At 65.1% G+C, this 25,878-nt stretch carries 26 protein-coding genes and 3 pseudogenes; 16 read left to right on the top strand and 13 right to left on the bottom strand.

Annotation, left to right across the window (positions count from 1 at the left end):
* Window positions 1-82 precede the first annotated feature (82 nt).
* On the top strand, window positions 83-1,843 hold the full coding sequence (locus FCN77_RS05350) for a RecQ family ATP-dependent DNA helicase (RefSeq protein ID WP_137321430.1): 1,761 nt from the start codon (window positions 83-85) through the stop codon (window positions 1,841-1,843).
* Between the two features lie 33 nt (window positions 1,844-1,876).
* Window positions 1,877-3,178: a hemolysin family protein gene (locus tag FCN77_RS05345; protein WP_137321429.1), complete on the top strand. Its 1,302-nt coding sequence runs from the start codon at window positions 1,877-1,879 to the stop codon at window positions 3,176-3,178.
* A gap of 7 nt (window positions 3,179-3,185) precedes the next feature.
* Here the strand turns inward: FCN77_RS05345 and FCN77_RS05340 are convergent, their stop codons facing one another.
* The 4 genes from FCN77_RS05340 to FCN77_RS05325 form a co-directional block, all read right to left on the bottom strand.
* Window positions 3,186-3,953 carry an amino acid ABC transporter ATP-binding protein gene (locus FCN77_RS05340; protein ID WP_137321428.1) on the bottom strand — a complete coding sequence of 256 codons (768 nt, stop codon included), beginning with the start codon at window positions 3,951-3,953 and terminating at the stop codon, window positions 3,186-3,188.
* Window positions 3,950-4,996 carry an amino acid ABC transporter permease gene (locus tag FCN77_RS05335; RefSeq protein ID WP_137321427.1) on the bottom strand — a complete coding sequence of 349 codons (1,047 nt, stop codon included), beginning with the start codon at window positions 4,994-4,996 and terminating at the stop codon, window positions 3,950-3,952. Before FCN77_RS05335 ends, FCN77_RS05340 begins: the two co-directional genes overlap by 4 nt.
* A 6-nt stretch (window positions 4,997-5,002) precedes the next feature.
* Window positions 5,003-5,905 (bottom strand): ABC transporter substrate-binding protein, encoded by a 903-nt coding sequence (locus tag FCN77_RS05330; protein WP_137321426.1) that lies wholly within the window; start codon window positions 5,903-5,905, stop codon window positions 5,003-5,005.
* A 79-nt stretch (window positions 5,906-5,984) separates the two neighbouring features.
* Complete coding sequence (locus FCN77_RS05325) at window positions 5,985-7,190, bottom strand: alpha-hydroxy acid oxidase (protein WP_254678857.1); 1,206 nt, start codon at window positions 7,188-7,190, stop codon at window positions 5,985-5,987.
* A 65-nt stretch (window positions 7,191-7,255) separates the two neighbouring features.
* Here FCN77_RS05325 and FCN77_RS26625 point away from each other — a divergent pair.
* From FCN77_RS26625 to FCN77_RS05315, 3 genes and pseudogenes are all read left to right on the top strand, one after another.
* A pseudogene (locus FCN77_RS26625) lies at window positions 7,256-7,630 on the top strand (helix-turn-helix domain-containing protein); the annotation flags it as partial.
* A 106-nt stretch (window positions 7,631-7,736) separates the two neighbouring features.
* Window positions 7,737-7,910: an SRPBCC domain-containing protein gene (locus tag FCN77_RS25840; RefSeq protein ID WP_254678856.1), complete on the top strand. Its 174-nt coding sequence runs from the start codon at window positions 7,737-7,739 to the stop codon at window positions 7,908-7,910.
* Between the two features lie 172 nt (window positions 7,911-8,082).
* Window positions 8,083-8,667 (top strand): mismatch-specific DNA-glycosylase, encoded by a 585-nt coding sequence (locus tag FCN77_RS05315; protein WP_137324653.1) that lies wholly within the window; start codon window positions 8,083-8,085, stop codon window positions 8,665-8,667.
* 42 nt (window positions 8,668-8,709) lie between these two features.
* Here FCN77_RS05315 and FCN77_RS05310 read toward each other — a convergent pair whose 3' ends face one another.
* Entirely contained in the window at window positions 8,710-9,267 is a 558-nt protein-coding gene (locus tag FCN77_RS05310; protein WP_217496232.1) for a TetR/AcrR family transcriptional regulator, read from the bottom strand.
* A 347-nt stretch (window positions 9,268-9,614) separates the two neighbouring features.
* Here FCN77_RS05310 and FCN77_RS05305 point away from each other — a divergent pair, with 347 nt between their 5' ends.
* The 3 genes from FCN77_RS05305 (at window position 9,615) to FCN77_RS05295 (ending at window position 12,381) form a co-directional block, all read left to right on the top strand.
* Entirely contained in the window at window positions 9,615-10,814 is a 1,200-nt protein-coding gene (locus FCN77_RS05305; protein ID WP_254678593.1) for an IS110 family transposase, read from the top strand.
* A gap of 206 nt (window positions 10,815-11,020) precedes the next feature.
* Window positions 11,021-11,989, top strand: a complete 969-nt coding sequence (locus tag FCN77_RS05300; protein WP_217496231.1) for a transporter — start codon at window positions 11,021-11,023, stop codon at window positions 11,987-11,989.
* A 17-nt stretch (window positions 11,990-12,006) separates the two neighbouring features.
* Entirely contained in the window at window positions 12,007-12,381 is a 375-nt protein-coding gene (locus FCN77_RS05295; protein ID WP_137321421.1) for a muconolactone Delta-isomerase family protein, read from the top strand.
* Here FCN77_RS05295 and FCN77_RS05290 read toward each other — a convergent pair.
* Window positions 12,369-12,749, bottom strand: coding sequence for a VOC family protein (locus FCN77_RS05290; RefSeq protein WP_137321420.1), 381 nt, complete (start codon window positions 12,747-12,749; stop codon window positions 12,369-12,371). The genes FCN77_RS05295 and FCN77_RS05290 overlap by 13 nt on opposite strands.
* Before the next feature lie 270 nt (window positions 12,750-13,019).
* A pseudogene (locus tag FCN77_RS05285) lies at window positions 13,020-14,529 on the bottom strand (MFS transporter).
* Window positions 14,530-14,790: 261 nt separating this feature from the next.
* On the opposite strand from FCN77_RS05285, the pseudogene FCN77_RS05280 reads away from it, so the two are divergent.
* Window positions 14,791-15,542 (top strand): annotated as a pseudogene (locus FCN77_RS05280) (ArsR/SmtB family transcription factor).
* A 54-nt stretch (window positions 15,543-15,596) separates the two neighbouring features.
* Here FCN77_RS05280 and FCN77_RS05275 read toward each other — a convergent pair.
* On the bottom strand, window positions 15,597-16,106 hold the full coding sequence (locus tag FCN77_RS05275) for a DUF664 domain-containing protein (protein WP_137321419.1): 510 nt from the start codon (window positions 16,104-16,106) through the stop codon (window positions 15,597-15,599).
* Window positions 16,107-16,625: 519 nt separating this feature from the next.
* Here FCN77_RS05275 and FCN77_RS05270 point away from each other — a divergent pair.
* Complete coding sequence (locus FCN77_RS05270; RefSeq protein ID WP_137321418.1) at window positions 16,626-17,075, top strand: MarR family winged helix-turn-helix transcriptional regulator; 450 nt, start codon at window positions 16,626-16,628, stop codon at window positions 17,073-17,075.
* A complete protein-coding gene (locus FCN77_RS05265) occupies window positions 17,072-18,346 on the top strand; it encodes an MFS transporter (protein WP_137321417.1) in 1,275 nt (424 codons plus the stop codon). Before FCN77_RS05270 ends, FCN77_RS05265 begins: the two co-directional genes overlap by 4 nt.
* Window positions 18,347-18,540: 194 nt before the next feature.
* Here the strand turns inward: FCN77_RS05265 and FCN77_RS05260 are convergent, their stop codons facing one another.
* Entirely contained in the window at window positions 18,541-19,053 is a 513-nt protein-coding gene (locus FCN77_RS05260) for a glyoxalase/bleomycin resistance/extradiol dioxygenase family protein (RefSeq protein ID WP_137321416.1), read from the bottom strand.
* 66 nt (window positions 19,054-19,119) lie between these two features.
* Between FCN77_RS05260 and FCN77_RS05255 the strand changes: the two genes are divergently transcribed.
* Both FCN77_RS05255 and FCN77_RS05250 read left to right on the top strand, forming a co-directional pair.
* Window positions 19,120-19,929 carry a helix-turn-helix transcriptional regulator gene (locus FCN77_RS05255; protein WP_137321415.1) on the top strand — a complete coding sequence of 270 codons (810 nt, stop codon included), beginning with the start codon at window positions 19,120-19,122 and terminating at the stop codon, window positions 19,927-19,929.
* Between the two features lie 76 nt (window positions 19,930-20,005).
* A complete protein-coding gene (locus tag FCN77_RS05250; RefSeq protein WP_137321414.1) occupies window positions 20,006-20,470 on the top strand; it encodes a phage tail protein in 465 nt (154 codons plus the stop codon).
* 94 nt (window positions 20,471-20,564) lie between these two features.
* On the opposite strand, the gene FCN77_RS05245 is transcribed toward FCN77_RS05250, so the two are convergent.
* Together FCN77_RS05245 and FCN77_RS05235 are read right to left on the bottom strand one after the other, a co-directional pair.
* On the bottom strand, window positions 20,565-21,002 hold the full coding sequence (locus FCN77_RS05245) for a VOC family protein (protein ID WP_137321413.1): 438 nt from the start codon (window positions 21,000-21,002) through the stop codon (window positions 20,565-20,567).
* A 315-nt stretch (window positions 21,003-21,317) separates the two neighbouring features.
* Window positions 21,318-21,650, bottom strand: a complete 333-nt coding sequence (locus FCN77_RS05235) for a TfoX/Sxy family protein (protein ID WP_137321412.1) — start codon at window positions 21,648-21,650, stop codon at window positions 21,318-21,320.
* An 87-nt stretch (window positions 21,651-21,737) separates the two neighbouring features.
* Between FCN77_RS05235 and FCN77_RS05230 the strand changes: the two genes are divergently transcribed.
* From FCN77_RS05230 to FCN77_RS05220, 3 genes are all read left to right on the top strand, one after another.
* Window positions 21,738-22,595: a PhzF family phenazine biosynthesis protein gene (locus FCN77_RS05230; RefSeq protein WP_137321411.1), complete on the top strand. Its 858-nt coding sequence runs from the start codon at window positions 21,738-21,740 to the stop codon at window positions 22,593-22,595.
* A 35-nt stretch (window positions 22,596-22,630) separates the two neighbouring features.
* The gene (locus FCN77_RS25835; protein WP_175417146.1) at window positions 22,631-22,912 is read left to right on the top strand and encodes a hypothetical protein; all 282 of its coding nucleotides are present in this window, start codon (window positions 22,631-22,633) and stop codon (window positions 22,910-22,912) included.
* Between the two features lie 136 nt (window positions 22,913-23,048).
* Complete coding sequence (locus FCN77_RS05220) at window positions 23,049-24,344, top strand: MFS transporter (RefSeq protein WP_254678855.1); 1,296 nt, start codon at window positions 23,049-23,051, stop codon at window positions 24,342-24,344.
* A gap of 126 nt (window positions 24,345-24,470) precedes the next feature.
* Here the strand turns inward: FCN77_RS05220 and FCN77_RS05215 are convergent, their stop codons facing one another.
* Window positions 24,471-24,887, bottom strand: coding sequence for an ester cyclase (locus FCN77_RS05215; protein ID WP_137321410.1), 417 nt, complete (start codon window positions 24,885-24,887; stop codon window positions 24,471-24,473).
* A 78-nt stretch (window positions 24,888-24,965) separates the two neighbouring features.
* Window positions 24,966-25,829: a DUF2182 domain-containing protein gene (locus tag FCN77_RS05210; RefSeq protein ID WP_137321409.1), complete on the bottom strand. Its 864-nt coding sequence runs from the start codon at window positions 25,827-25,829 to the stop codon at window positions 24,966-24,968.
* Window positions 25,830-25,878 lie beyond the last annotated feature (49 nt).

The following is a 25,878-nucleotide window of genomic DNA, read 5'->3' as shown; positions in this document are numbered from 1 at the left end:
CGCAGCAACCCGCCGCCGCGTTATGCTGAATCCCCAGGCTGAAGACAACCGGCCGTCGGATCGCACCCACGGAGCTGCCATCATGACCGAGGCGCCTACCCCCGCAGTCCCCGCTAAGCCCATCGCCGATGTCCCTGTCCCCACAGACACCGACGCCGGCCTCCGCCAGCTTGCGGCCGATACCTTCGGACTCCCCCACCTCCGCACCGGCCAACTCGCCGGGATGCGCGCCCTCGTCGCCGGCCAGGACGTCCTCGCCGTCATGCCCACCGGCTACGGCAAGTCAGCCATCTACCAGGTGGCCGCGCTGGCGCTGCACCGAAACCAGGGGCAAGGGGCCCAGAACCCCAGCCAACCCGGCAGCGCAAGGCGCGGTCCCGCCGTCGTGGTTTCCCCGCTGATCGCCCTGCAGGAGGACCAGCTGGACGGCCTGCTGGAGGACCTGGGCAGGGAGGCCGCCGTCGCCATCAACTCCGGCCGCAGCGATTCCGAGGTGCACCACGCCTGGGAAGCCGCCGAGCGGGGCGACGCCGTCTTCGTCTTCCTGGCCCCCGAGCAGCTGGCCAAGACTGAAACCGTGGAACGGCTCGCGGCCCTGGACGTCTCGCTGTTCGTGGTGGACGAGGCACACTGCGTCTCCTCCTGGGGCCACGACTTCCGCCCCGACTACCTGCGCCTCGGCGAGGTCCGCGGGCAACTGGGAAACCCGCCGGTCGTCGGCCTCACCGCCACCGCCTCTCCCCCGGTCCGCGACGAAATCCAGCAGCGACTGCGCATGAAGGACCCGCTGGTCCTGGTGCACGGCTTCGACCGGCCCAACATCCGGCTGGAAGTCATCCGCCACCACACGGACCGGGACAAGCGCCGCGCCGTGACGGAGCAGGTGGCCGCGCTCAAGGGTCCCGGCCTGCTGTACGCCGCCACCCGCAAGGACACCGAGGCCTACGCCGCCGAGCTCACCGAACGCGGCCTGCGCACCGAGGCCTACCACGCCGGCCGGAAGCAGGACGAGCGGGACCGTGTCCACGAGCAGTTCCTGGACGACCACCTCGACGTCGTGGTGGCCACCACCGCCTTCGGCATGGGCATCGACAAACCCAACGTCCGCTTCGTCATCCACGCCGACATCCCCGAATCGCTGGACAGCTACTACCAGGAGATCGGCCGCTCCGGACGCGACGGCGAACCCGCCGCCGCCGTCCTCCACTACCGGCCCGAGGACCTGGGCCTGCGCAAGTTCTTCGGCACGCATGCTCCGGACGAGGAGTCGCTCCTGGCCGTCCTTCAGGTGCTGCGCGCCGCCGACGGGCCGCTGAAGCAGAAGGCCCTCGCGGAGCAGACCGGCCTCTCCCCGCGGAAGCTCACCGGGCTCCTGAACCAGCTGCAGGAAACGGGCGCCGTGAAGTCCGGCAGGCGCGGCATCCGGCTCAAAACCAAACCCGAGCTGCCCACGGTGGTGGAGCACGCCGTCGAACGCGCCGAAGCACGCCAGCGGGTGGACCGCTCCCGCATTGAGATGATGCGCGGCTACGCCGAGACGTACGGCTGCCGGCGCCAGTTCCTGCTGGGCTATTTCGGCGAGGACCTCCCGGAGCCCTGCGGCAACTGCGATACCTGCACCGATGGTTCCGCCTACGAGGAGGATTACGACGACGCCGCCGCGGCCGCCGCGGGCGGGGAACCTTTCCCGCTCCAGGCCGCAGTCATCCACAAGGTATGGGGGCCGGGCCTGGTGATGCGGCATGAGGAGGACGTGATCACCGTGCTGTTCGAGCAGGAAGGCTACAAGACGCTGTCCCGCCGGGCCGTGGCGGAAGGCAAGCTGCTTACGCTCGCGACGTGACGGGTTGTTGACCGCATTCGGTAGTGTCAGGTCATGGACAGCGGCACGTTGGTCAACTTCGCCTTGGTTCTCTTTTTCGTGCTGCTGGGCGGCGTCTTTGCCGGCACGGAAATGGCGCTGGTGTCCCTCCGGGAAAGCCAGGTGCGCCGGATTGAAAAGACGGGAAAACGCGGGGCCCGGGCTGCGGCGTTGGCCCGGAATCCCAACCGGTTCCTCTCCACCGTCCAGATCGGCGTGACACTGTCCGGCTTCTTCTCAGCCGCCTATGGCGCGTCCACCATTTCACCCGACATCGAACCCATCCTGGAAGGCATGGGATTCGGCGCCGCGGCCGAGCCGGTGGCCTTTATCGGCATGACGTTCCTGGTGGCTTATCTCTCGCTGGTGCTGGGTGAGCTGGTGCCCAAGAGGCTGGCCATGCAGAGCGCCGTCGGCTTCACGAAGGTCCTGGCCCCGCCGCTGATGGTCCTGTCCGAATTCATGCGGCCCGTCATCTGGCTGCTGTCCGTTTCCACCGACGCGGTGGTCAAGCTCTTTGGCGGTGATCCGCACGCCAAACGCGAGGGCATCAGTTCCGAGGAACTCTGGGACATGGTGGCGGAGAGCGACCTGCTGGAAGAAAGCAGCCGACGCATCCTGACCGACGTGTTCGGCGCCGGGGACCGCACGCTGCAGGAGGTCATGCGCCCCCGCACCGAGGTGACGTTCATCGACGGCACCATGAGCATTGCCGACGCACGCAGCATGGTCCGGGACGGCCCGTATTCGCGTTTTCCCGTAATCGGCAGGACCCCGGACGACGTCCTGGGCTTCGTCCACATCCGCGACCTGATGCCCCGGGATGGCAAGCAGGACCAGGGAATGGTGAAGGACATAGTCCGCGAACTCCTCCCCCTGCCGGGAACCAACCGGGTGCTGCCGACGCTGTCCCGGATGCGCAGGCTGGGCCACCACATAGCGCTGGTGGTGGACGAATACGGCGGCACGGACGGCATCGTCACCCTGGAAGACCTGGTGGAGGAACTGGTGGGCGAAATCTACGACGAATACGACACCGGGGCCGACCACGAGGACCGCGTCACCGTGGCCAACGGATCCATCGACGTGGACGGCGGCCTGATCCTGCAGGAGTTTGCGGCAGCCTCCGGCATCACGCTGCCGGAGGGCCGCTACGAGACAGTGGCCGGGTTCGTCATCTCCCGTTTGGGCCGCATGCCCGTCGTCGGGGACCGGGTGGAGGTCCCGGGCCACATGCTGACGGTCCTCGCCATGGACCGGCTCCGCATCGCCCGCATCCGGGTGACGCCCGTGGCCGGGCAGCCGACGGAACCCTGAGCAGGCGTCAGAGGACCTTGGACAGGAACGCCTTGGTCCGTTCATGCTGCGGATCGCTGAGGACCTGCCGGGGAGGCCCGGCCTCCACCACCACGCCTTCATCCATGAAAACCAGGGTGTCCGCCACCTCCCGGGCGAACCCCATCTCGTGGGTCACCACAATCATGGTCATGCCGCTCTTGGCCAGTTCCTTCATGACGTCAAGCACCTCGCCCACCAGTTCCGGGTCCAGGGCACTGGTCGGCTCATCGAAGAGCATCAGCTTCGGGTCCATGGCCAGTGCGCGGGCGATGGCCACGCGCTGCTGCTGCCCGCCGGACAGGTGCGCCGGATAGGCATCGCCCTTGTCCGCCAGTCCCACGCGCTCCAGCAGTTCCTTGGCCCGCGCGGTGGCTTTGGCCTTGGAGATACCCTTCACCCGCATCGGGGCCAGGATGATGTTCTCCACCGCGGTCAGGTGCGGAAACAGGTTGAACCGCTGGAACACCATCCCGATTTCCTGGCGCTGGAAGGCTGCTTCCTTGAGCTTCAGTTCGTAGAGCTTGTCCCCCTTCTGGCGGTAGCCAACCAGCTGGCCGTCCACCGAGAGCCGGCCGCCGTCAACCCGTTCCAAGTGGTTGATGCAGCGCAGGAACGTCGACTTGCCCGAACCGCTGGGTCCCACCATGCAGAGAACCTCCCCCGCGTTGACCTTGAGGTTGATTCCGCGCAGCACCTTATTGGTGCCGAAATTCTTGGAGACCTTCTCCGCGAGCACCATCGGCGCGTCCGTCATCCTTTTCCTCCAAAGTCATTGCCCAGCGGTCCGCCGGGAACGACGGGTCCGCCGGAACCGCCCGGTGCGCCGGGAACCGCCGTCGTGCTTTGCTTGCCCGTCTTGGCCCTTCCGGTTCCGCGCGAGAACCGCTTTTCGATGAAGTGCTGGCCCACCATCAGCACCGAGGTGAAGAGCAGGTACCAGAGCGACGCCACAATCAATAGCGGCACCGGCGTGAACGTCACCGCGGAGATACCCCGGGACACGCCGTAGAGGTCGACGCTCAACGGAATCGCCGCCACCAGCGAGGTGGTCTTGAGCATCGAGATCACCTCGTTGCCGGTGGGCGGAATGATGATCTTCATCGCCTGCGGGACCACCACATACCGCATGGTCTGCCCCCAGGACATGGCCAGCGCCGTCGACGCCTCTGCCTGCCCCTCGTCCACTGACAGCAAGCCCGCCCGCACGATCTCCGACATGTAGGCAGCCTCGTTGAGGGCCAGTCCGATCACCGCGGTGATGAAGAGGTTGGTGAAGACCTCGTTCGGGACGGTGACCCACGGGTCCATGAACGGGATTCCCAGCGTGAACACCGGATAGATGAGCGCCACGATGCCCCAGAAGACCAGCTGCACGTACACCGGGGTTCCCCGGAAAATCCAGATGTACAGCCAGGCGATGCTCTTCAGCACAGGGTTGGGCGAGAGGCGCATGATGGCCAGCAGCAGGCCGATCACGATTGCGCCGATCATCGCGTAGATGGTCAGCCACAACGTCACCCACGCAGCCTGGCTGATCCGGCGGTCGAAGATGTACTTGCCCACGTCCGCCCAGCCGTAGTCCGGGCGCTGGGCGGCATCCAGCACAAAGACCGCCAGCCCGATGATGAGGAGCACTGCCACCACGTTCCGCCAGGGGTGGCGCAGCGGGATGGCGATGATCGCCTCCGGCGGCGCGCCGTCGTCGTCCCCTGCCCTGCCCGCCCGCGGCTTCCTGGCGGGATCCGGCTTCCTGCCGGGGTCCGCCTCAATCATCCGGCCGGTTTCCGGCTCGCTCATGGTGTATCACCCCTTGGCTGCCACGTTGAGGTCCGCCTTCTTGACTCCGCCGGCTTCCACTCCCCATTTGGACAGGATCTTGGTGTAGGTGCCGTCGTCGATCAGCGACTGGAGCGCCTTCTGGAGGATCGGCGTAAATTCGCTGCCATGGGCCACGGGGATCCCGTACGGCGCCACTTCGAAGGCGTCGCCGGCGGTCTGCAGCTTGTCCTTGGTCTTGGAAATCGCGAAGAGGGTAACAGGCGAATCGGCGCTCATGGCGTCCACCTGCCCCACCACGAGTGCGTTGGTCGCCTGGTCCTGGGCGTCGTACTTGAAGATGGTGATGGCCGGCTTGCCGGCGTCGGTGCAGGCCTTCGACTTTGCAGGCACTTCGTGCGTGTCCTCATACGTGGTTGCCTGGACGGCCACCTTGAGCCCGCAGGCGTTGTTGGGGTCCACGGTCTTGCCCTTGGGGGCGGCCCACTGGATCCCGGCAGAGTAGTAGTTCACGAAATCCACCTGCTTTTCGCGTTCCAGTGTGTCCGAGAAGGAGGACATGCCCATGTCATCCTTTCCTGCCTTGACGGCGGGAAGAATGTTGTCAAAGGTGCCGATGTCGAAGTTGACCTTCAAGCCCAGGACCTTGCCCAGGGCGTTGGTCAGGTCCACTGACCAGCCTGCCGGCGCACCGTTGTCGTCCTTGAATTCGTTTGGCGGGTAGTTGTTTGCCATGCCGACGTTAAGAACGCCGGCGTTCTTGATCTTCTCCGGGAGCATCGCGGCAATAGCGTCATTCTTTTTCACGTCGACGGCGTCAGAGGTTCCCGATGCCGAGCCGGTGGCGGCCGGCTGGCTGTTGTCGACGCAGCCGGAGAGTGAGAGCGCCGTGGCTATGGTGAGGACGGGAATTAGGTATCGGGTGCGCATGGCTTCCTTAGCTATTCAGGGATTGTTTTTGGCTCCCGCAACGCCGCGGGAGGGGCACTGTGTACTTGTTCTGAACTCGTTAGTGCTTATTGCCTGATGCTGTTGTTGCAAGGATTTCTCCGGAATGACGGATGTCCCGGAGAATTTCCCCGCCGCGAGCTTTCAGCTCGGAAATGCTGGAAACGCCTACTAACGTCATGGTACGCCGGAGTTCGTCCGAGAAGATCTCGATGATGCGCCCGACGCCCGGAGAGCCCGCCGCCACCAATCCGTACAGGTAGGCCCTGCCGATCGAGCAGGCATCGGCGCCCAGCGCCAGCGCCTTGAGGATGTCGCTGCCCCGGCGGATGCCCGAGTCCACATAGATCTCAATCGAATTGCCCACCCGCTGGCGGGATTCCTGCAGCACATCCATGGGACTCAGCATGTGGTCCAGTTGGCGGCCGCCGTGGTTGCTGAGCTGGACGGCATCCAGGCCGATCCGGGCGGCTTTCGCGACGTCTGCCGGGTTGACGCAGCCCTTCAGCACGATCTTGCCGTGCCACGCCTGGCGCAAGGCTTCCAGTTCCGTCCACCCGCTGGTGGCATCCGAGTGGCCAAGGATGTGCTGCCACATGGACGGGGTGACCACGGAGGTGGCCGCGGCACTGCGCGGATCCAGGTTCGGAAAACTGATTCCGTCCGACTTCAGGAAGTTGATCCACCAGGAGGGCCGCCGGGCGATGTCCGCGATGGTTGAAAGCGTCAGCGCCGGAGGCGCGGTGAAGCCGTTGTGGAGGTCCCGTTCCCTGGCGCCGAGCGCCCGCGTATCGACGCCGACAATCAGCGTGGTGAATCCGGCGGCCTCGCAGCGCGCCAGTTTGTCCTTCAGGGCCTGGGCGTCGGAGGTGAGCCCGATGTTGAACCAGCGGTCGAGTGCCGGGTGGCTCGCCGCGATGGTTTCCATGGCCACGGTGCTTAGCCCGGCCAGCCCGTACGGAATGCGGGCCCGGCTGGCGGCCGCCGCGACGGCCAGCTCGCCCTCGGGATGGAACAGTCGGGTTGCGCCGGTTGGCGTCAAAGTCAGGGGCAATGCGCTTTGTTTACCGAGCAACGTGGTGCTGGTATCCGGACCGGTAACCGGCCCCCAGCTGGGCATGAGCGCCCACGAATCGAAGACGGCGCGGTTGCGGCGGAGCGTCACTTCGTCTTCAGAGCCGCCGTCGAGATAATCGAATATACCCGCCGGCAGGACTCTCCGTGCCGATTTCCGGTATTCCTCCACATTAAAAGCGTTGGCCAACACACGGCGTCGTCGGGATAGCACGGGGGCCTTGACTTGGACGAGCTGCCTGGCTTCGCGGATTTTCAATGACGGCCTTTCCACTGCGAGCGTGCGTTACGGTTCAGCGTAGGAGCGGAACTCCGTACCACCATGGACATAGCGACGAATTCAGGGGCTTTGTATTAGCAGCTACTACCAGACAATGTATCGGGCGGTACCGTGAGTGTGCTCCCCGCGGCAGAGAATCATGCCCTGCCCACACTGGCGGACGTCGCGCCGTCGGCGGGATCGGAAATTGTCAGCCTCGTCGAAAGAACTGGTCCTGTCCGCATCGGAGATCTTTTGAAGAGACCATCCACGCTTACCTGAGCTGTGGCTGTAACGCGATCGAGGCCGCCAAGTCCCTGGACGTGCACGTCAACACGGTCCGCTACCGCCTATCCCGTGTGGAGGCCGCCCTCTTCGGCATAGACCTGGACGACCCCGAAACGCGCCTGCTCGTATGGCTGCAGTTGCAGGCGAGACACAACCAGAAGCTCGATCCGCTCCTTCCGATGCGAGGAACCCATGCCGGACGACCGGAAAACCGTGGTCGAGCTATCGCTCCAAGGCACGGGCAAGGGCACGCGCCTTGCGCTCTCTCAGGGACCGTTCCTGACGGAGGAACGGCTGGCCCTGCACCGCGGCGGCTGGACAGAGTCGTTCGAGAAACTGCAGGCCGTACTGGACAGCCGCACCTGACGCACGCTCAGCTATCGGGCGCCGTCCCCGCATGTCCCCTGTGAGTCAATCCACCGATCCGCGGACAGCACGGCCAGGTACTGCCTTTGGGCCAACACTTTCCTCCCCCGCCAGGTACCCGGAAACGGGACCGGAATTTCATGCCGGATGGCGCGGGCCCTAAGGTGGAATGGTGCGGTTTACTCGGTCTGCGCTTGATTCGTTCCGCGGCGGGAGCCTGCCGGACCTGCTCGCGGACCACACGCGGCTTCTGTTCGTGGGCACTAATCCCGGTCTGCGCGCCGTTGCAGTGCAGGCGCATTTCGGTGGCGGCGGGAGCAACCGTTTCCACCCTGCGCTCTACCGGGCGGGCATCGTCGACCGGCGGATAGATGCTTCCGCGGGCTTCCTTCCCGAAGACCTCGCACATCTGCATGAGCGTGGCCTCGGCATCACTTCACTCGTTGCGGGAGCGTCGGCACGCGCGGACGAACTCACGGCAGAACAACTTATCGCTGGAGCCGATGCGCTGTCAGAGCGCGTGGGACGCGTCGCTCCGGCAGTAGTGGCGGTTCTGGGAATCACCGCCTACCGGACCGCCTTCGCCCGGCCGCAGGCGAAGGTGGGACGTCAGCCGGATCCTCTCGGCGGCGCCCCCGTCTGGGTGGTGCCGAACCCGAGCGGACTAAACAAGCACGCGAGCCTCGCTGACCTGGCAAACGCCTACCGGGAAGTCGCAATCGCAGCCGGCATCGAACTCTTCACAACATCAGACTGAGCCGCGCGCCTGCCCACGTCTGATCGTGGATTCTTTTCGAGGTCACAATCCGTCGACGATGCTGTCGACGACGGCGCCGAACCTCTCCAACGGCCCACCTGCCTTGACGAGCACGCTCAGCCCGACCACAGAAGCAAGCAGCTGGCTGGCGGCGGCCTCGGCATCCCGATCCATGCTGAATTCTCCGGACTCTTGTCCCTGCGCGATTGCTTGCCGAAACACAGCTTCGATCCGTGTGAAGAGGTGGTCCGCAATGCGGTTTACGTCGTCGTCGGCGGTGCCAAGCTCGGCGGCAGCATTGACCATGACGCACCCCCGCTGGTGCTCGCCTACGCCGGCAAGGACGGTCATCGCTCCTTTGAGACGCGGCCGGATCGGCCCAGGCGCTGAGAACAGGTCGGTCAGGTACTCGAGTCGTCTCTCGCTGTAGCGCCGAAGGGCCCGCATAAACAGCGCGTGCTTGCTCTCAAACGTGTTGTAGAGACTGCCTTTGCCGATCCCCAGCTCACTGGCCAACTCCTGCGGCGTGGTCCCGGCGTACCCCTGACGCCAGAACAGGTCCATCGCCTTGTCGACGGCTGTGTCCGTCTCAAACTGCATCGGTCTGCCCATGGGAAAAGCGTAACCTGCGTGATATTGTACTTCAAGGTCAAAAACTGCTGATGGGACCAATCGTGGGTCCCCTCCCCCGTTACCTTCTTAGTAGCCCTTATCGAGTAAGAATTGGGGTTGTTGGCCTGTCGGTCCCGGCATGATTAATTCCCCCAGTCATCAATGATCCGGGGGGTGTTGTCACCGGGATTCGATAGGCGCCAGGGGATCGCTAATGGGGACCGGACCAGCGCAAGGAAGCACCGCGTAGGTCAGCCGTAACGTGGATGCCGGGCCTTGCCGCCGCGGGACATGCCAACACAGATTTGACGGACACAAATTCTGGGAGGTCTGCGTTGATCAATGACCATAAACTCGTCGACATCTTCATCGGTGTTGACGTCGGCAAGAGCAATCACCACGCGGTCGCCATCGATCGCCAGGGCAAGAAGATCCTCGACCGGGCACTGCCCCAGGACGAGGCCAAATTACGCTCCATCATCAAGGCCGTAGCGGGCAAGGGACGCGTGCTGTTGGTCGTTGACCAGCCCTCCACCATTGGTGCCCTGCCGGTCGCCGTGGCACAGGCAGAGGGCATTATGGTCGGCTACCTGCCCGGTCTGGCCATGCGGCGCATCGCTGACTTGCACCCCGGCGAGGCCAAAACGGACGCCCGGGACGCGGCGATAATTGCCGAGGCTGCCCGGTCCCTGCCGCACACGCTTCGCTCCATCGTCGTCGCCGACGAGCAGGCCGCGGAGCTGTCGATGTTGTGTGGTTTTGATGATGACCTGGCCAAGCAGGCCACGGCCACCTCAAACCGGATCCGCGGGTTGCTCGCGCAGGTCCATCCGGCTCTGGAACGGGTCATTGGCATGCATTTGGACCACCCGGCCATGGCCGAGCTGCTGGTCAAGTACCCCACGCCCTCCACTCTGCGCAAGGCCGGGCAGAACAGGGTCGCCACGCTCCTGTCCCGCCACGCTCCGCGGGCCGGGAAGGCCTGGGCTGCCGAGGTATTCACCGCCTTGGGAGAGCAGACCGTCGTGGTCGCCGGCACCAACGCCGCAGGCATCGTCCTGCCGCAGCTGGCAGCGATGCTCAAGCAGTTGCGAACGTCCCGGGACGAGATCCTCACCCAGGTCGAAGCGCTTGTGGAGGCCCACCCTCTTCACACCGTCCTGACCTCCATTCCGGCGGTCGGGGTCAGGACGGAAGCGCGAATCATCACCGAAGTTGCGGGCAAGGAATTCAAGACCGCCGGCCATCTTGCCTCGTACGCCGGACTGGCCCCGGTGACGTGGCGGTCGGGCACCTCGATCCGCGGCGACCATCCTTCCAAAAAAGGCAACAAAAGCCTCAAACGGGCATTCTTCCTCTCCGCTTTCGCCGCGCTCAAAGACCCACTCTCAAGGGCCTACTACGACCGCAAACGTGCCGAAGGCAAGCGCCACAACCAGGCCCTCATCGCCCTCGCACGGCGCCGCTGCGACGTCCTCTTCGCAATGCTCCGCGACGGCACCCTATACGAAGCACCCGGGACTCAAAGCGCCTGAACGGCCTGGCCTGTCAGCTGGCGGCGACACACCGCTGGCCATGCATCTCTGCCCACAAACAGGTCACACCACTTGCAAAGAAAACCGGGGCCCAACGCTTGACAAAAAACATAGGGACACCCCCCTATCAGGAAGGCATTCCGTTGTCTGCTCAACTCCTCTCGGCGCACGTCACCCCTGCGACAAGCGGGCGAACGCGTGTCCCGTTGAACACACTCGCCATCCCACTGGGCTTGGCGGGCCTCGCCCAAGTTTGGTCCGTGGCGACTTCCGCGCTCAGCCTCCCGTTCGAGCTCGGGCAAGCGTTCTGGCTGATCGCTGCGATCTCCTGGATCTGGACCATCGCGGTGCACGTGTACCGCGGCACGCGCACCGATCAACCACTCTCTCATCAGCTCACGCACTTCGCTCAGGGTCCCCTTGCGGCATTGCTTCCCATCGCCGCGATGCTGCTCGGAGCGGCCCTTCACCGCACGATTCCGATTGCCGGAACCGTGCTGACGTTGATCTCCCTCGGCGCCGCGGCCGCGTTCGCCGCATGGATTCTGAGCTTCTGGATGCGCGGGGAGATGCCACTCGAATCCGTTCACGGCGGGTACTACCTGCCCATCAGTGCAGCCGGTCTAGTCGGTGCACTCACTGCTGCAGAGACGGGGCCTGAGTGGCTTGCCGTCGGAAGCTTCGCAATCGGCATCTTCTTCTGGCTGGTGATCTCCGTCTTCGTCTTCCTCCGGCTCGCGCTCCGTCCAACCATGCCCGCACCGCTCGTCCCGACACTCGCGATCATGATGGCTCCCCCGGCAGTCGCGTCAGCAGCGTGGCTTACGATCTCCGGCGGTCGACCCGATCATGTGTTCGAGGGGTTGACGGCAATGACGGCGTTAATGATGATGATCCAGGTGCTGCTGTTGCCGCGCTACTGCGCGCTGCCGTTCTCGCTCGGCTTCTGGTCATTCACCTTCCCCGTGGCGAGTGTCGCTGCGCTGGCCATCACGTGGCTGCACCTACTCCAGCCGCTTGCCTGGCAGGCCATCACAGTCGGATTGCTCGCCGCCGTTACGCTCCTCGTCGTGTCGATCGCGACCAAATCGATCCTCCTGCTCATCGCCACCGCCCGCGAAGCACGGCGACTGCCAGCCGCCATCCGGGCCGACGCCCCTCACCAATCCGTTTAGTAAGGAAGAAGAAGGAAATGGAATTCCTGACCACCCTCATTACAAACGTTCCCGACGGAACAGCAGACGCGACCGTAGAGGACACCAGGTCACGGGAAGCGCTCAGGGCCGCAGAACTGGCCGAGCAAGGTCACCTTCTCCGGCTGTGGAGGCCTCCGGTCGAGCCGGGTGAGTGGCGAACGCTTGGCCTCTGGAGGGCAGACAGTGAGACAGAATTGAAGGGCATCCTCGCCACCCTCCCCCTGCACAAATGGATGACGGTGGCCCGCCCCGGCGAGGGACCGCAGCGGCGAGCGCCGACGCCGTTCTCTTTCCGCATGAACGCCTGGCCGTACCGTTTTGTGGCGCTCACCGCATTGCTCCGCGGGGGCGTTGATTGCTACGCGCGCTGAGAGATGTTGAGGATGTTCCCTTCACTGTCCAGGAACCAGGCGGCCTTCCCCCAGTCACTCGTGGCAATGCCGTTCTCCGTCTTCAGGCCGGGAAAATCGTAGTCTTCAAAGACGACGCCGCGGCCCCGCAGGTCCTCCATCTCGCGTTCGAGGTTGTCCGTTTCCCAGCCCATCTGGGTGTTCTTGGCTGACCCTGCATTCTCTGTCTGGTAAACGAGGAAGCCCGTTCCCTTGCCGGCGCGGTACATCAGGCTGTCGTCCTCAGGGGACTCGGAAGGTTCCAACCCCAGCTTGTCCCGATAGAAATCCTTCGCCCTGTTGATGTCCTTCGCGGGAAGGACAGCCATGATCTCTAAATCCTTGAGCATGATGATTTCCTTTGTGCATTGTTCTCTCGTTGATGGCGATGTTCTCCCCCGGTAGCGGTTCCGGAACATCTTGTCCCGTGACCGTGGCCGCCCGTTCCGCCAAGTACCGGGGCAGCCACCTGGGACTCTGCTGCGCTGCGCCAGCCATCAACCGCGCGAGGGTCCCCGAAGCTTATGGACCCATTATGGAACCGATTCTTGGCTACGGAAATAGTGCTGCGCCGAGGGTGACGGGCGCCGCTTCGTGCCACCCATCTTGTGCGCCCTCAACTACCGGGCGTCGTCCCCCTCATGTCCCACGTGAGACCCCCGTGCGGCCTCATAGCTGCTGTCAAACGGCAGCGTGTCCATATCCAGCAGTGGGTTCTCATCCTGCGTCGCCACCAGTTCGCGGGCCGCCTCTTCCGAGTCGACACTAGGCATTGATCCGGGCAGGTGGCGCCGGGCTGATTCCGGCAGGAAGTAGATGGTGACTGCGGCGATCGCCGAGGTGGCCATCAGGTAGTAGGCGGGCATCATGTCGTTGCCCGTCACCTGGATGAGGGAGGCGATGATGAAGGGGTGGTGCCGCCGAAGATGGCGACGGCAAAGTTGTAGGCGATGCCCATGGCCCGTAGCGGTGGGCCGTGGGGAACAGAGCCGGCAGCGCCGACGCAAGGTTGGCGACGAAGAAGGTGACGGGGAATGCGACCAGGGCCAGGCCGGTAATGGTTGCAGGAACCGTTCCTATCGAGATCAGAAGGAACGCCGGCGTCGACAGCACCACTGTGCTGATGGCACCGATCCAGAGCACGGGACGTCGGCCTATCCGGTCCGAAAGACGACCGGTAAAGGGGATGCACAACGACATGACCACCAGCACGGGGATGGTCAGCAGCGTTCCGTGGATCTCGTCGTATCCCTTGTTGCTGGTCAGGTACGTGGGCATGTAGGACGTGAGGGCGTAGCCCACCGTATTGCCGGCAGCCACTAGAATCATGGCCAGCACGATCCTGCGCCAGTGAGCCTTGAAAATGCCCACCGGCCCCACGGGCCCGAGCACCTCGCCGGTCTCAGGATGCCGGGCGGATTCGTCTTCCGCTTCGAGGGTTGCCTTAAATGCTGGTGACTCCTCAATTTTCATCCGGAAGTAGATGGCGATGATGCCCAGCGGACCGGCGATCAGGAACGGAATGCGCCAGCCCCACGCCTCCATCTGGTCCTGCCCCAACCCCAACTGAAGGGCGGAAACCAGCCCAGCGCCAAGGGCGAAGCCCAGGTAACTGCCCATGTCCAGGAAACTGACGAAGAAGCCCCGGCGCCTGTCCGGCGAATGCTCACAGACGAACGTAGTGGCGCCGGCGTACTCACCGCCGGTGGAAAACCCCTGGATCAGCTTGGTGGCCACGAGAAGAACGGCGGCCCAGATGCCCAGCACCGTGTAGCCCGGGAGGAGGCCGACGACGAACGTGGCCGCCGCCATCAGCATCAGGGTCATGGCCAGCACCTTCTGCCGGCCGATCTTGTCGCCCAGCCAGCCGAAGAACATCCCGCCCACCGGACGGGCGATAAACGTGGCGCCGAAGGTTCCCAGCAGGAACAGGTTCTGTACGGCTTTGTCCGCCTCGGGCAGGAACACCGGGCCCATGGTGGTGATCAGGTAACCGAACACGCCGACGTCGTACCATTCCATCGTGTTGCCGACGATGGTCCCGCCCAGCGCTTTCCTCAGCGTCCGGTGGTCAACGACGTTGATGTCCGGCACTCGGAGGCGGCGGATCTTCGGGGGCTGTGTCGTCATGGCCGCGGCCCTCCCGCGTCGACCCTATTCCATCCCCGGCATTGGTTCTGCAGCATATTCCGTTCCTCCAATGGAGATCATGCGTCATCCCCAAGTGGCGCCGTCTTTGGCGTTGGACACACAGTGCTTCGATCATTTTTGCACCGCTGCCCGGACACATCAATGAAAATCGACGCTTCTCCGGTTGCCCGTGGCTGTCGGCGTCAGTTGCTGCCTCAGAAAGCCTAGACATGTGACCAATTGGTCACCTATTCTGAATTTGTGGACGCTGTATTCAAGGCCCTCGCCGACCCCACCCGCCGCGAGCTCCTCGACGAACTATTCCGGGAAGACGGGCAGACCCTCCACGCGCTCGAGGCACGCTTCAACATGACCCGCTACGGGGTCATGAAGCACCTCAAACTACTGGAGGAAGCCGGCCTGGTGGTCACCCGCCGTCGGGGTCGGGAGAAACTCCACTTCCTGAATCCGGTCCCCATCCGGCTGGTCCACGACCGCTGGGTCAGCAAATATGCCGAACCATGGGCCGCTGCCCTCAGCGACCTCAAAACCCGATTGGAAAGTCCCATGGAAAAGATCTTCGAAATCTATATCAAGACCACCCCGAGCGGCTCTGGGAAGCCATCACGGACAGCGACATCCGCAGCAAGTACCAGTTCGGCATGACCATCAGCTCGGACTGGACGCCCGGCAGCCGCTTCGAGATGGGACCCAACGGCGGGGATCTCCTGGGCGAAGGCGAAAACATCGAGGTGGACCCGCCGCGCAAGCTCGTCCAGACCATGCGCGCACTCTGGGGCGAGGACGTCAAGTCCGAAGGCGCGTCGCGCATCACGTGGGAGATCGAGCCGGTGGGCGACGATTCCTGCCACCTCACCGTCACGCACGACCAGCTCCGCGAAGGCGCCAACGAGCAGCTCTACGGCGGCTGGCCGATGATCCTCTCCGGCCTGAAGACCTGGCTGGAAACCGGTGAGCTCCTCACCACGCCGGGCTCCCTCATGTACACCTGAGGCTCGCCGGCGGGTGCAAACCCGGCGCCGCCGTCGTACTCCCCCTTGCCCGCTCTACCCGCGCCCGCGGTTCAAGCCTTTGGCGTACGCGGCCTGCCCCACGTGCTGGAGGCAGTCGGCGATCGTGCTGACCAGCCGCACGCCGAGGGTGACGGGCGGGTCCCAGCGGGTGTCGACGATCCGGTCGAGATCCCCGTCGCCGAGGGTCTCCAGAAAGCCCACTGTCTGCCGGTGAACGGCGTCATAGTATTCGAGCAGCAGCGCCGGCGGGGCCTTCACCGAATCGACCTGCTCGCTCGAATGGCCGTACCCGGTGTCACGCTTTGAAAGCGGCAGGTCGAAGCGGTCTGCAAACCCGTGCGAGGTCCAGACCTGTTTCAGGCCGGCGGCTGAGGCGACCTGCGCATCCTCCACCCGGCCCAGGTGCCAGATCAGCCACGCAATCGAGTTTCCGGTGCCTGCGGGCCGCCGGACCAGGGACCCGCCGTCGACCCCTTCGAGGGTTGCTTCCACGGTCTCCCGGATCCGGCCGAAGGCGTCCAGCAGCAGTTCGTTGGATTTCATCAGGTCCCCTTACTCAGCGTTTCCGTGAGCCCATGCTCGCATGACGGCTGCGGCCCCGAATAGTACTCCCCATCGCGCGCGATCCCCAAGCGAGCTGCCACCGCGCAGAGTCAGGCTCGGCTGCCAGACGAGATCAGGGGGACAACGGATGCAACCACCTCATGGTCACGGCATTCAGCCCGGACCACATCGGTGGCCCCAGGCACCGCAGAAGAAGAACAAACTGGGGTGGATGCTCGGTGGCGTGGGTGTTGCTGGCAACTCGTGGAACGTTCTGATCCGGACACCGGCTGCGTTTCGACTGATATCGCCTGCGTCCGGCTGAGAGTCACTGACGCCCGCCAGGCAAACCCACCTCGACGCCTGCGAGTCCTCCCGCCGCGCCACGTCAGTCCTGGAGCTCGACGACGTGCTCCGCGGCAACCGCTGCACTTGCCGCCTGCACGCCGCCGGAGCATAATGGTTAGCAGAGCTAATTAGCAGTGCTAAGTAAATTCGTGGGAGGCGCAACGCACAGTGATGGCAACGGACCGGGAGCCCAGGGACAGCATCAAGCCGGACATTCTGGCCATCGACCTTCGGACGGCGGTGATGCGCACCTCCCGCAGGCTCCGCGTGGAAGCGACCGGTGACGTGATCACACCCGGCCAGTACACGGTCCTGGCCCAACTGAACGGCGGCGGCCCGCAGACCCTCCGCGAACTGGCAGAACGCGAGCACGTGCAGGCGCCGTCCATGACCCGGATCGTCAATGCCCTCACCGAGCAGGGCTTTGTAACCCGGACAGCCCATCCGCTGGACGGACGCCAGGTCCAGGTGGGAATCACCCCGGCCGGCGATGCCATCCTGGCCGAGGCGCGCGAGCAGCGGACCGCCTGGCTGGCCCAACGCGTGGCCGGCCTCAGCGACGAGGACCGCCGGACCCTGAGCCGGGCGGCCCGTATCATGCAGCAGCTGGCCGCCAAATGAGCGCCATGTTCCAGGCGCTGGCGAACCCCAATTACCGCGTATGGGCAGGCGGGGCGCTGGTTTCCAACATCGGCACGTGGATGCAGCGGGTGGCGCAGGACTGGCTGGTACTGACCGTCCTCACCAGCCACTCCGGCACGGCCGTGGGCATCACCACCGGCCTGCAGTTCCTGCCGATGCTGCTGCTTGGCCCCTACGGCGGCGTGCTTGCGGACCGGCACCGCAAGCGTGTGATCCTGCTCTGGACGCAGCTGGCGATGGGCCTGTGCGGGTTGGCCATTGGACTCCTGGTGGTGACGGGCACCGCCCAGCTGTGGCACGCCTACCTGGCCGCCCTCTGCCTTGGGCTGGCCAGCGCCATTGACGCACCGGCCCGCCAGGCTTTCGTCTCCGAACTGGTGGGGCAGGACAAGGTGGCCAATGCGGTGGCCCTGAACTCCGCGTCCTTCAACACCGCAAGGCTCACCGGCCCTGCCATCGCCGGCGTGCTGATTGCCTGGGTGGGCACCGGGCCGGTCTTCCTGCTCAACGCGGCCAGCTTCGCCGCCGTCATCATCTCGCTGTTCCGGATCCGCACCTCAGAACTGGCCCCGGCCACGCTGGCAGTCCGGGGCAAGCACCAGGTGGCCGAGGGACTGCGGTACGTGCGGGGCCGGCCGGACCTGGTGCTCATCCTGGTCATGGTGGGGGTCCTTGGCGCCTTCGGCATGAATTTCCCCATCACCAACGCACTGATGTCCACCGCGGAGTTCGGGGTGGGACCGGGTGAATTCGGGCTGCTGGGCTCCATCATGGCCGTCGGCACCTTGGCCGGCGCCCTGCTCGCGGCCCGCCGGTCCGGCCCACGGCTCCGCTTCATGCTCGGCGGGGCCCTGGGACTCGGGTTCTTCACGCTGGTAGGCAGCGTGTCGCCGTCGTTCTGGCTCTACGCCGCAGTGCTGATACCGGTGGGCCTGGCCTCGATCACCTTCCTGAACAGCTGCAACACCACCATCCAGCTCTCCGTGGAGCCGCAGTTCCGGGGCCGGGTACTGGCCCTCTACCTGGCCGTCCTCCAGGGCGGCACGGCCGTCGGAGCGCCGCTCATGGGGTGGATCGGCACGGAATTCGGCGCGCGCTGGTCGGTGGCTGCCGGCGGCACCATCGTGCTGCTGACAGGCCTGCTCTCCGTCATCGCGGTCAGCCGGCGCAGCGAACTGACGTTCCGGGCACAGCTTCGAACCGTGTTCCCCGGAAAACGGGCCCGGGGCCTGGGCGTCTCGGACGCATAGTCCGGGCTGCACCTCCCGGCTGGGGCCGGCTGGCGATCGAAACCCATCAGCAGGAACCCGGTTCCACGCTCGCGCTGGTGACTGCCGCCGTCGTACTCCGCCGGAAGTTGTGGGAGCAGGGCGTGTTCACCGCGGACGACGGCGGACGACGGCGGCAGTCTGGGTGCTGCGGGACTACGGTGAGGTGCGCGGATTCAGCCTTGCTTGGCGGCCCAGTCGGCGACGCGCTGGGTGCTTTCCTCCTCGGAGAGGTCCTCGACGCGGGTCATGATGGACCAGCGCACACCGTAGGGGTCCCGGATGCTGGCGTATCGGTCCCCTGACACAAAGGTGGACAGCGGCTCCCTGACGGTGGCGCCTGCCCGCTCGGCGCGCGCAACGAGGGCGTCCACATCGGCGCAGTAGAAGCCGACGGAGTAGCAATCATCGTCGCCGCCCGGCGCCGGGACGAGGTGATAGTCGGGGTTGGGCTCACCGATTTGGAGCCGCCCCTGGCCGAAGTCCAATTCGGCGTGGACCACGATTCCACCGATCTCGGTGACATTGACGGTGCGCGCACCGAGAACGTCCTCGTAGAAGGTGACCGCCTCCTTGGCAGAGGTGATCGCTAGGAACGGCGTGAGGCTCGTGTAGCCGTGCGGGATACCGGACTTTGTGTGCTTGCCGTCGGCGGCCGCGGTCAGTTCGGGGCTTGTAGTATCAGTCATAGATCTCACGGTACGCACAGGTCCGCCCAGCGGCTTGGAGAATTGCGACAGCCTGGATGAAGGAGTGTGGGTTCGTTCAAGGGAATCCTCTACCCGGCACGGCTTCCCACGTTCCACCGCGCGCCCGCGCCTGAGTCCGTCACGAACCTGGTGCAGTGGTTTTGGATCCCCGAATGGGACATCGGGCCAGGGCACACGTCGCGCCAGCACCTGATCGCGTTCCCGGCGTCCAACCTTGTGGTCCAGAAGGATCTCGTTGAGTTTTCCGGCCCGACAACCCGTCGAACACACCGCGATCTTACGGGCCGGGGCTGGGCGGTTGGGGCCCTCCTGCGTCCCGCGCTGGTTCCGCGTTTCACGGATGATCCGGGAAGCCTGCGGGATGCGCAACTGCCGGTGCCGCTCGCGGATCTGCATGCCTCGGTGTCGGAGGCGATGAGCGGAACCGATCCACTGGAACGTCGGCAACGCGCGGTGGAGGCCTTCACTGGCTGGCTGGTAGCGCAGGGTCCGGAGGTGTCGGCGGAGGGCATTCTTGCCAACGCGATGATGGACATCATCGGAACGTGCACCGACGTGATCCGCATTGAAGACGTTACGGCGCGTCTGTTTGTTTCGCCGAGGACCCTTCAACGAGTGGCGAGGAAGTACATCGGCCTGAGCCCGTCCGCGCTCATCCGACGGCGTCGCCTGCAAGAGGCCGCTGACCGGTCACGGACCGATCCCGCGGCAGACCTCGCGGCGATAGCTGCCGAACTCGGCTACACCGATCACGCCCACCTGACGAACGACTTCCAAAAGTCCCTGGGATTCACGCCCAGCACGTATCGGCGGTCAGTCCTCCAGGACCAAGCGGGGAATCAAGACGACGATTAGGCCAACGGCGCGCAGACGTCCGGGCATCATGTCGTCGCGTTAGCATTGGTCCCAACACGTCTGACCAGGAGAGCGCATGCCGAACATCGTTGACTTCAAGAACGTTTCTACCGCCGGCTTGGAATCATCCCCGGTCGCCGAGACCCTCGCCGGGTTGCGAGCGAACGAGGCCCGCTATTACCGGAACAAGTACGACCACGTCTTCTCAGTGAGCCCTGCAAGCGAGGCTCCGGAGGTGGTGGACCGGGTGAGCCGGATCCTCCGGGACGAGCGCGACATCGTCATCGGATCCCGCCCCCTCGAAGCAACCGCCTTCGAAGTTGACGGTTTGCGGATGGCCTATGTGTTCTACGAGTCGGGGCTGTCGATCAACGTCATGTACAGCATCGACGACGGCGGGAAGCGAGCGGTCGGATTCAAGCTGGCCGAAGGCATGGAGATTCCGGAGGAACTGGCTTCACGTTTCAAGTTCGCCCGCCAGAAATCGAAGCTGGCGGGCGTTATCCGCGGCTCCTACTTCGTGATCAAGGGCGAGTACTGACCGGGCTCACCGCGAACGGGTAGCGGCAGCTGCCTCGCGGAACGTACCGGCTACGAACGCGAGGGACTACTTCGCAGCCATCAGGATTCGGGCGTCAGTCTTTCTTCAGTTCCTCGGCGAGCATCACGAGGATTCCGCTGGGACCGCGGAGGTACGTGAGTTTGTAGACGTCGGCGTAGGTCGCCACGCCGCGTAGCGGATAGCATCCGTGCTTTGCAGCTACCTCGAGGGACTTATCGATGTCGTCTACCGAGAAGGCCACGCGGTGCATGCCAATGTCGTTGGGACGCGTCGGGCTCGACTCGATCGCCTCGGGATGGATGTATTCGAAGAGCTCAAGTCGACCATGACCGTCTGGGGTCTGGAGCATCGCGATCTTGGCGTGGTTTCCGTCAAGTCCAACGGCAGTATCGGTCCACTCGCCGCTGACCGTGTCGCGGCCGATGACCGTAAGACCGAGATCTGTGAAAAAAGATATTGCTGCTTCGATGTCGCGAACAGCGATACCCACATTCTCCAATTTGATAGCCATGCGTTGAAAGCTACCAAGGCGGAGCGATTAGCTCCAGTGGCGAGCACTGACATGAACAATCGAGCGCCCGGTTAGGGTTCCTCCACTGGACGGTGGCTACCTCATACGAATGGAAACTTCATCGTTCTGCGGTCCGTTGCGGGTCTGCGGCGTATTCGGACCAGCCGCCGGCGTAGAGGCGGTCCTTGGCCGAGGCCTGCGTGTTCAAGGGCCAGCAGGATGTGGCATGCCGTGATGCCTGATCCGCAGTAGCAGACAACGGTGGAACCGTCTCGGATCCCTACGGCGGGAATGGTGAGCCATCCCCGCCGTAGGTTAACGGTGCACAGACCGCACGAAATCCAGGGCTTCACGGGCCAGGGCCAGCCATGACTCCTCATCGTCGGCAGTGACGGTGAGCCACTCCTTCATCGCACGTCCCTTGCCGGCGTCGAACGGTGCACCGGCTCCGGACCCGATCAGCGTGGTGACGCGGTCATGCGGCAGCTTCACAACAAGCCTGCCTCCGGCGATCATCGCAAAAATCGAGCCGTTAACCTTTAGCGCGGACGAACCGAACCCGCCCCGCCCCGTTTCAGCAGGCACCATGACCCCTGGACTGGCGCTGAATTCGTCGACCAGCGCGTTGAACCGCTCCTCGGGAAGCATGGAATCATCGTCCCTCCCCCGGACCTCCGGGAACAACCCGCGACCGGGGTGCCGTGCCGGGGCCGGACGCCGTGCAAGGATATCGGAATGGAAATGACCTCCGAAGTCCTGCGTTATGCCGCCTTTACCACCACCCCCGACGGGGGAAATCCGGCGGGAGTAGTCCTGGACGCAACCCGGCTCGACGACGCCCGGATGCAGGCCATCGCGGCCGACATCGGATATGCGGAAACGGTCTTCGTCACCGAGGCACGGGTTGACGGGGACTTCCGCCGAAACCGTGTCCGGTACTTCTCCCCCATTGCCGAGGTGCCGTTTTGCGGCCATGCCACGATTGCTTTGGCCGTCGCGCTGTCAGGGCGGGATGGCACAGGGACCTTCATATTCGACACGGCCGTGGGACCCGTCGCGATCGAGACTGCAGGCCAGGGCGCAGCGGTGACGGCACGCTTCACGAGCGTTGAGCCGCGGGTGGCCGAGTTCCCCGACGGTGTTCTGGCCACCCTGCTGGGGTTGCTCGGCGTGGACCGGGGCGAACTGCACCCTGCGTACCCTCCGATGGTCGCTTTTGCCGGAAACTGGCATCCCATTCTCGTCTTCGCAGAACGAAGCACCTTTGACTCATTCGTTTTCGACCCCGATTCCATGCGCACGCTGATGGATGCCCAGAACTGGGCCGGCACCGTCACGACGCTCTGCGAGATTGGACCGGGCGAGTACGACTCGCGCAACCTCTTCCCGGTGGGCACCATTACTGAAGATCCGGCGACCGGTTCGGCTGCCGCTGCCTTCGGCGGATACCTCCGCTTGCTTTCACTCGTGGAGCCGCCAAGCCGCGTGGTGGCGCATCAAGGCAGTCATGTGGGCCGCGCGAGCGTGCTCACTGTCGACATTCCTCCGTCCGGCGGAATTGCGGTGAGCGGTGAAGCCGTCGAGATCCCATGAATCGTGCGGGCCGGCCCCTTGCCAAAAACTGATATGTGGAAGCAAACCTGGGAGACTTCAGCCTGCAGACCGGGCTCTCGATGAGCGAGCTCCTGGCGCGGGCCGATCCGCACGACCCGGTGGAGCTGCTCGAGTCGGCCGGCTGGCGCGGCAGCGAACACTCTGTCCCCGGGCTGTGTTCGACGTACGGGCGCAGCCTGTCGCTCACCGACTCCACCAAATCCACCCCGTCCGGAGCCGACCGGCCAGCCCAGCGGTTCCGGCCAGTCCCGGGGCGGCTTCGTCGCGGCGCGGCGGCTGTGAGCGAAAGCCGTTAGTACGAGTCCGGGCGTTCCCGTAAGGGTGGTCCTGACAGACCCTGCCTCACGTCCAATAAATCAGGTAATTTGAGTGGAGGACACCGGCAATCGGCGCCGTGTTCCTTCCCCAATCCCTGATTAGGACCCTTCTCCCGTGTCTCCCGCGACCTCTGCTTCCGCACGCGACCGCATGCCCTTCGGCGCGCTGCTGGTGCTGTCGATGATCGGTTTCACCGCCATCACCACCGAGCTGTTGCCCTCCGGCCTGCTCCCCCAGATCAGCGCCGGGCTCAACGTGTCCGAACCCGTGGCCGGCTACCTCACCGCCGGGTACGCCGCAATCATTGTGGCCACGGTGATCCCGGCCGCCATGCTGCTGTCCCGCATCCCCCGGCACATCCTCCTGGTGGCGCTGGTCCTGACCTTCGCCATCAGCAACGCCCTCGTGGGCCTGGTGTCCAACTTCGGCGCCGCCCTCACCGCCAGGCTGGTGGGCGGCATCGCCCACGGCCTGCTCTGGACCGCCATGGCCCCTTTCGTGGCTCGCATTGTTCCGGCCCACAAGGTGGGCAAAGCGATGGCCATCGTCTTCAGCGGCAACAGCTTGGGCCTGGCCATCGGCGCCCCGCTGGGAACTGCCCTGGGCGCGGTGATCGGCTGGCGGGCGTCCTTCCTCCTGCTGGCGGGCGCCGGCGCGGTGCTCGCTGCCCTGGCGATGTGGCTGCTTCCCGGCGTACGGCGGGTCCCGGACGCCCCGCGGCCATCGCTGCGCAAGGCGATTGGCCAGCCCGGAGTGAAGCCGGTGGCCATCGCCTGGCCGCTGATGCTCATGGCGCACTTTGCGCTGTTCACCTTCATTGCCCCGTTCCTCCGCGAGGCCGGCCTGCCCGACTACAGCATCACGCTCTCACTCACGGTCCTGGGATTCTCCGGGCTGGTGGGCATATGGATCGCCGGCATGACCGTGGACATGCGCCCGCGCCGTTCACTGCTGATCACGACGGCGGTCGTCGTCGCCGCCTTCCTCCTCCTCCCGCTGGGCGGGACTACCGTCCCCGGCGCCGTGGTGCTGATGGCCGTCTGGGGAGCGGCCTTCGGCGCGATCGGCATCTACAACCAGTCCGCCATTCTCCGGGCCGGCAAGGAGTACCGCGAAGCCGCCAACGGCCTCACCGTGCTCACCATCCAGCTCGGGATCACCATCGGCGCGCTCTACGGCGCGGCTGCCCTCACCACGGCAGGCCCGCTGATGGTGCCGGTCGCGGCTGCGGTGCCGGTCGTCGTCGCACTGGTGATCATGGTGACCGGGCGCACGCACGCCTATCCGCCCGGGCCGAAAGAATCCGGTCATGTCGCGGCGGAGCAGCGGACCGTGGAGCGGGATGCGGCTGACGCGCCGGCCGCAGAGGCCGCCGGCGCAGCCGCGGAGGACGTGGCCGCGCGCGCATAGGCGCGGGCAGTCAAAGCGGTGCGGCACCGCCACGGGACGGTGCCGCACGTGGTGCCTCCCGCCGTCGGCTAGGAGCGGCGGCGGGAAACTCTATTGGCCCTATTGCGGACGTCCGTCCGGCGAGCCCTAGGCAGGGATGGCACCAAGCTGCTGCATGAGGGTCAAGTTGTCCGTGGTCCCCCAATGCTCGGCCACCTTGCCGTCCTCGACGCGGATAATGTCAGTTGTGCCGAATTCGACGCTCTTGCCCGTTGCTGGCATGCCGGCCATTTCCCCGCGATGGGTGCCCGTGAGAATCACGTGGCAGGCCTCCATGTTTCCGTCGGCCAGTGACGCTTCGACCGTCTTGACTTTAATATCCGGGAACGCCGTCCGGATCGCGTCCACGAAGTAGCGAACGCCGTCCTTGCCCGGCGGCTGCCCCGGGAGAGCCTCTTCGTGATCGACGTAGTCCTCCGTCGCCAGCTCGTCAATGAGGGACAGATTTCCACCCTCGATTATCTCCTTGTAAAAACGCGTGATCAGTCCGGTCCCGTCAGCCATTTTGAGCTCCTCCAGTGCATGAGACCGACAATAGATTCCCCCGTTCCTGGCCGCCAGCACGCTGTGCGGTACGGCCAGTTACATCCCCGTCCCGCCCATCGCCGCGGGCTGCAGGGCAACACCAAGCGCAATAACAGCCAGCGCCACCGCAACCGAGCGGTTGGCCAGCCGCTTCCAAGGCAGCATCTTCTCCCCGGCGATGAATGCCCCGATCAACGCCATCCACCCGATGCTCATCACGCCCAGCGCAAACAGCGCCACCATCAGGGCCCAGCAGCACGCGACGCACCACACGCCGTGCTCCACGCCCATGACCAGTGCACCCCGGTATCCTCTCCGCATGCGGTGCAGGACGAAGTCCATGGGGTTCCGGCACTTCATCAGGCTGACGTTCTTGGCAGGTGTCAGCTGATAGACGGCCGCCAGCATGATCACGCCGGCCGCCAGATAGCGGCCGCCCTGGTCCGAGGCGAAGAACCCCGGTGCCAGCGACGCCACCGACATGTACAGCGAATAGGCCACCAGCCCGAACGCGGTCCAGCTGATGAGGTACCCCGCTACAAACACCGCGGTGGAGCCGGCCGGGGCATAGCGCCCGGTATTCCGGCGATGGTGCTGCACCCGGTCATAGGCCACCACCATGGGCGCCACGGACGGGAACATCATGGCCGCCAGCATCACCACCCAGGTGACGACGAAGAATCCCAGCGGTCCCGGGTCCGTCCACCGGCCCATATCCATGCCGTTCAACTGCGACGAGGTGAAGATCCAGCTCGCAGCGGCCAGGACCAGCAGCAAGGCAATCAGGCCGGCTTCCCGCGGATCGATGCGGGCGGCGGCGCGGGAAAACCCGGCGCCCAGTCCCCCGGACGAGCGGGCGCTAGCCCGTCCGGGCGCGGCGGCTCCGGGCGCGGCAAGGCCCGACCCGGCTAGCCCGGACATGGCGGAACGCGAAACGGCGGCGCGCGCAAAAATGCGCGCGCGGCCTCTC

Source organism: Arthrobacter sp. 24S4-2 (assembly GCF_005280255.1).
Taxonomy (GTDB): domain Bacteria; phylum Actinomycetota; class Actinomycetes; order Actinomycetales; family Micrococcaceae; genus Arthrobacter.
Note: the sequence above shows the minus strand (reverse complement) of the source record. Positions and strands in the feature narration are given on the sequence as shown.

Coding starts and splice junctions, on each gene's coding strand:
- FCN77_RS05350 (WP_137321430.1), top strand. CDS start 83: ATGACCGAGGCGCCTACCCCCGCAGTCCCCGCTAAGCCCATCGCCGAT.
- FCN77_RS05345 (WP_137321429.1), top strand. CDS start 1,877: ATGGACAGCGGCACGTTGGTCAACTTCGCCTTGGTTCTCTTTTTCGTG.
- FCN77_RS05340 (WP_137321428.1), bottom strand. CDS start 3,953: ATGACGGACGCGCCGATGGTGCTCGCGGAGAAGGTCTCCAAGAATTTC.
- FCN77_RS05335 (WP_137321427.1), bottom strand. CDS start 4,996: ATGAGCGAGCCGGAAACCGGCCGGATGATTGAGGCGGACCCCGGCAGG.
- FCN77_RS05330 (WP_137321426.1), bottom strand. CDS start 5,905: ATGCGCACCCGATACCTAATTCCCGTCCTCACCATAGCCACGGCGCTC.
- FCN77_RS25840 (WP_254678856.1), top strand. CDS start 7,737: ATGCCGGACGACCGGAAAACCGTGGTCGAGCTATCGCTCCAAGGCACG.
- FCN77_RS05310 (WP_217496232.1), bottom strand. CDS start 9,267: ATGCAGTTTGAGACGGACACAGCCGTCGACAAGGCGATGGACCTGTTC.
- FCN77_RS05295 (WP_137321421.1), top strand. CDS start 12,007: ATGGAATTCCTGACCACCCTCATTACAAACGTTCCCGACGGAACAGCA.
- FCN77_RS05290 (WP_137321420.1), bottom strand. CDS start 12,749: ATGCTCAAGGATTTAGAGATCATGGCTGTCCTTCCCGCGAAGGACATC.
- FCN77_RS05275 (WP_137321419.1), bottom strand. CDS start 16,106: ATGAAATCCAACGAACTGCTGCTGGACGCCTTCGGCCGGATCCGGGAG.
- FCN77_RS05270 (WP_137321418.1), top strand. CDS start 16,626: ATGGCAACGGACCGGGAGCCCAGGGACAGCATCAAGCCGGACATTCTG.
- FCN77_RS05265 (WP_137321417.1), top strand. CDS start 17,072: ATGAGCGCCATGTTCCAGGCGCTGGCGAACCCCAATTACCGCGTATGG.
- FCN77_RS05260 (WP_137321416.1), bottom strand. CDS start 19,053: ATGACTGATACTACAAGCCCCGAACTGACCGCGGCCGCCGACGGCAAG.
- FCN77_RS05250 (WP_137321414.1), top strand. CDS start 20,006: ATGCCGAACATCGTTGACTTCAAGAACGTTTCTACCGCCGGCTTGGAA.
- FCN77_RS05245 (WP_137321413.1), bottom strand. CDS start 21,002: ATGGCTATCAAATTGGAGAATGTGGGTATCGCTGTTCGCGACATCGAA.
- FCN77_RS05235 (WP_137321412.1), bottom strand. CDS start 21,650: ATGCTTCCCGAGGAGCGGTTCAACGCGCTGGTCGACGAATTCAGCGCC.
- FCN77_RS05230 (WP_137321411.1), top strand. CDS start 21,738: ATGGAAATGACCTCCGAAGTCCTGCGTTATGCCGCCTTTACCACCACC.
- FCN77_RS05215 (WP_137321410.1), bottom strand. CDS start 24,887: ATGGCTGACGGGACCGGACTGATCACGCGTTTTTACAAGGAGATAATC.
- FCN77_RS05210 (WP_137321409.1), bottom strand. CDS start 25,829: ATGTCCGGGCTAGCCGGGTCGGGCCTTGCCGCGCCCGGAGCCGCCGCG.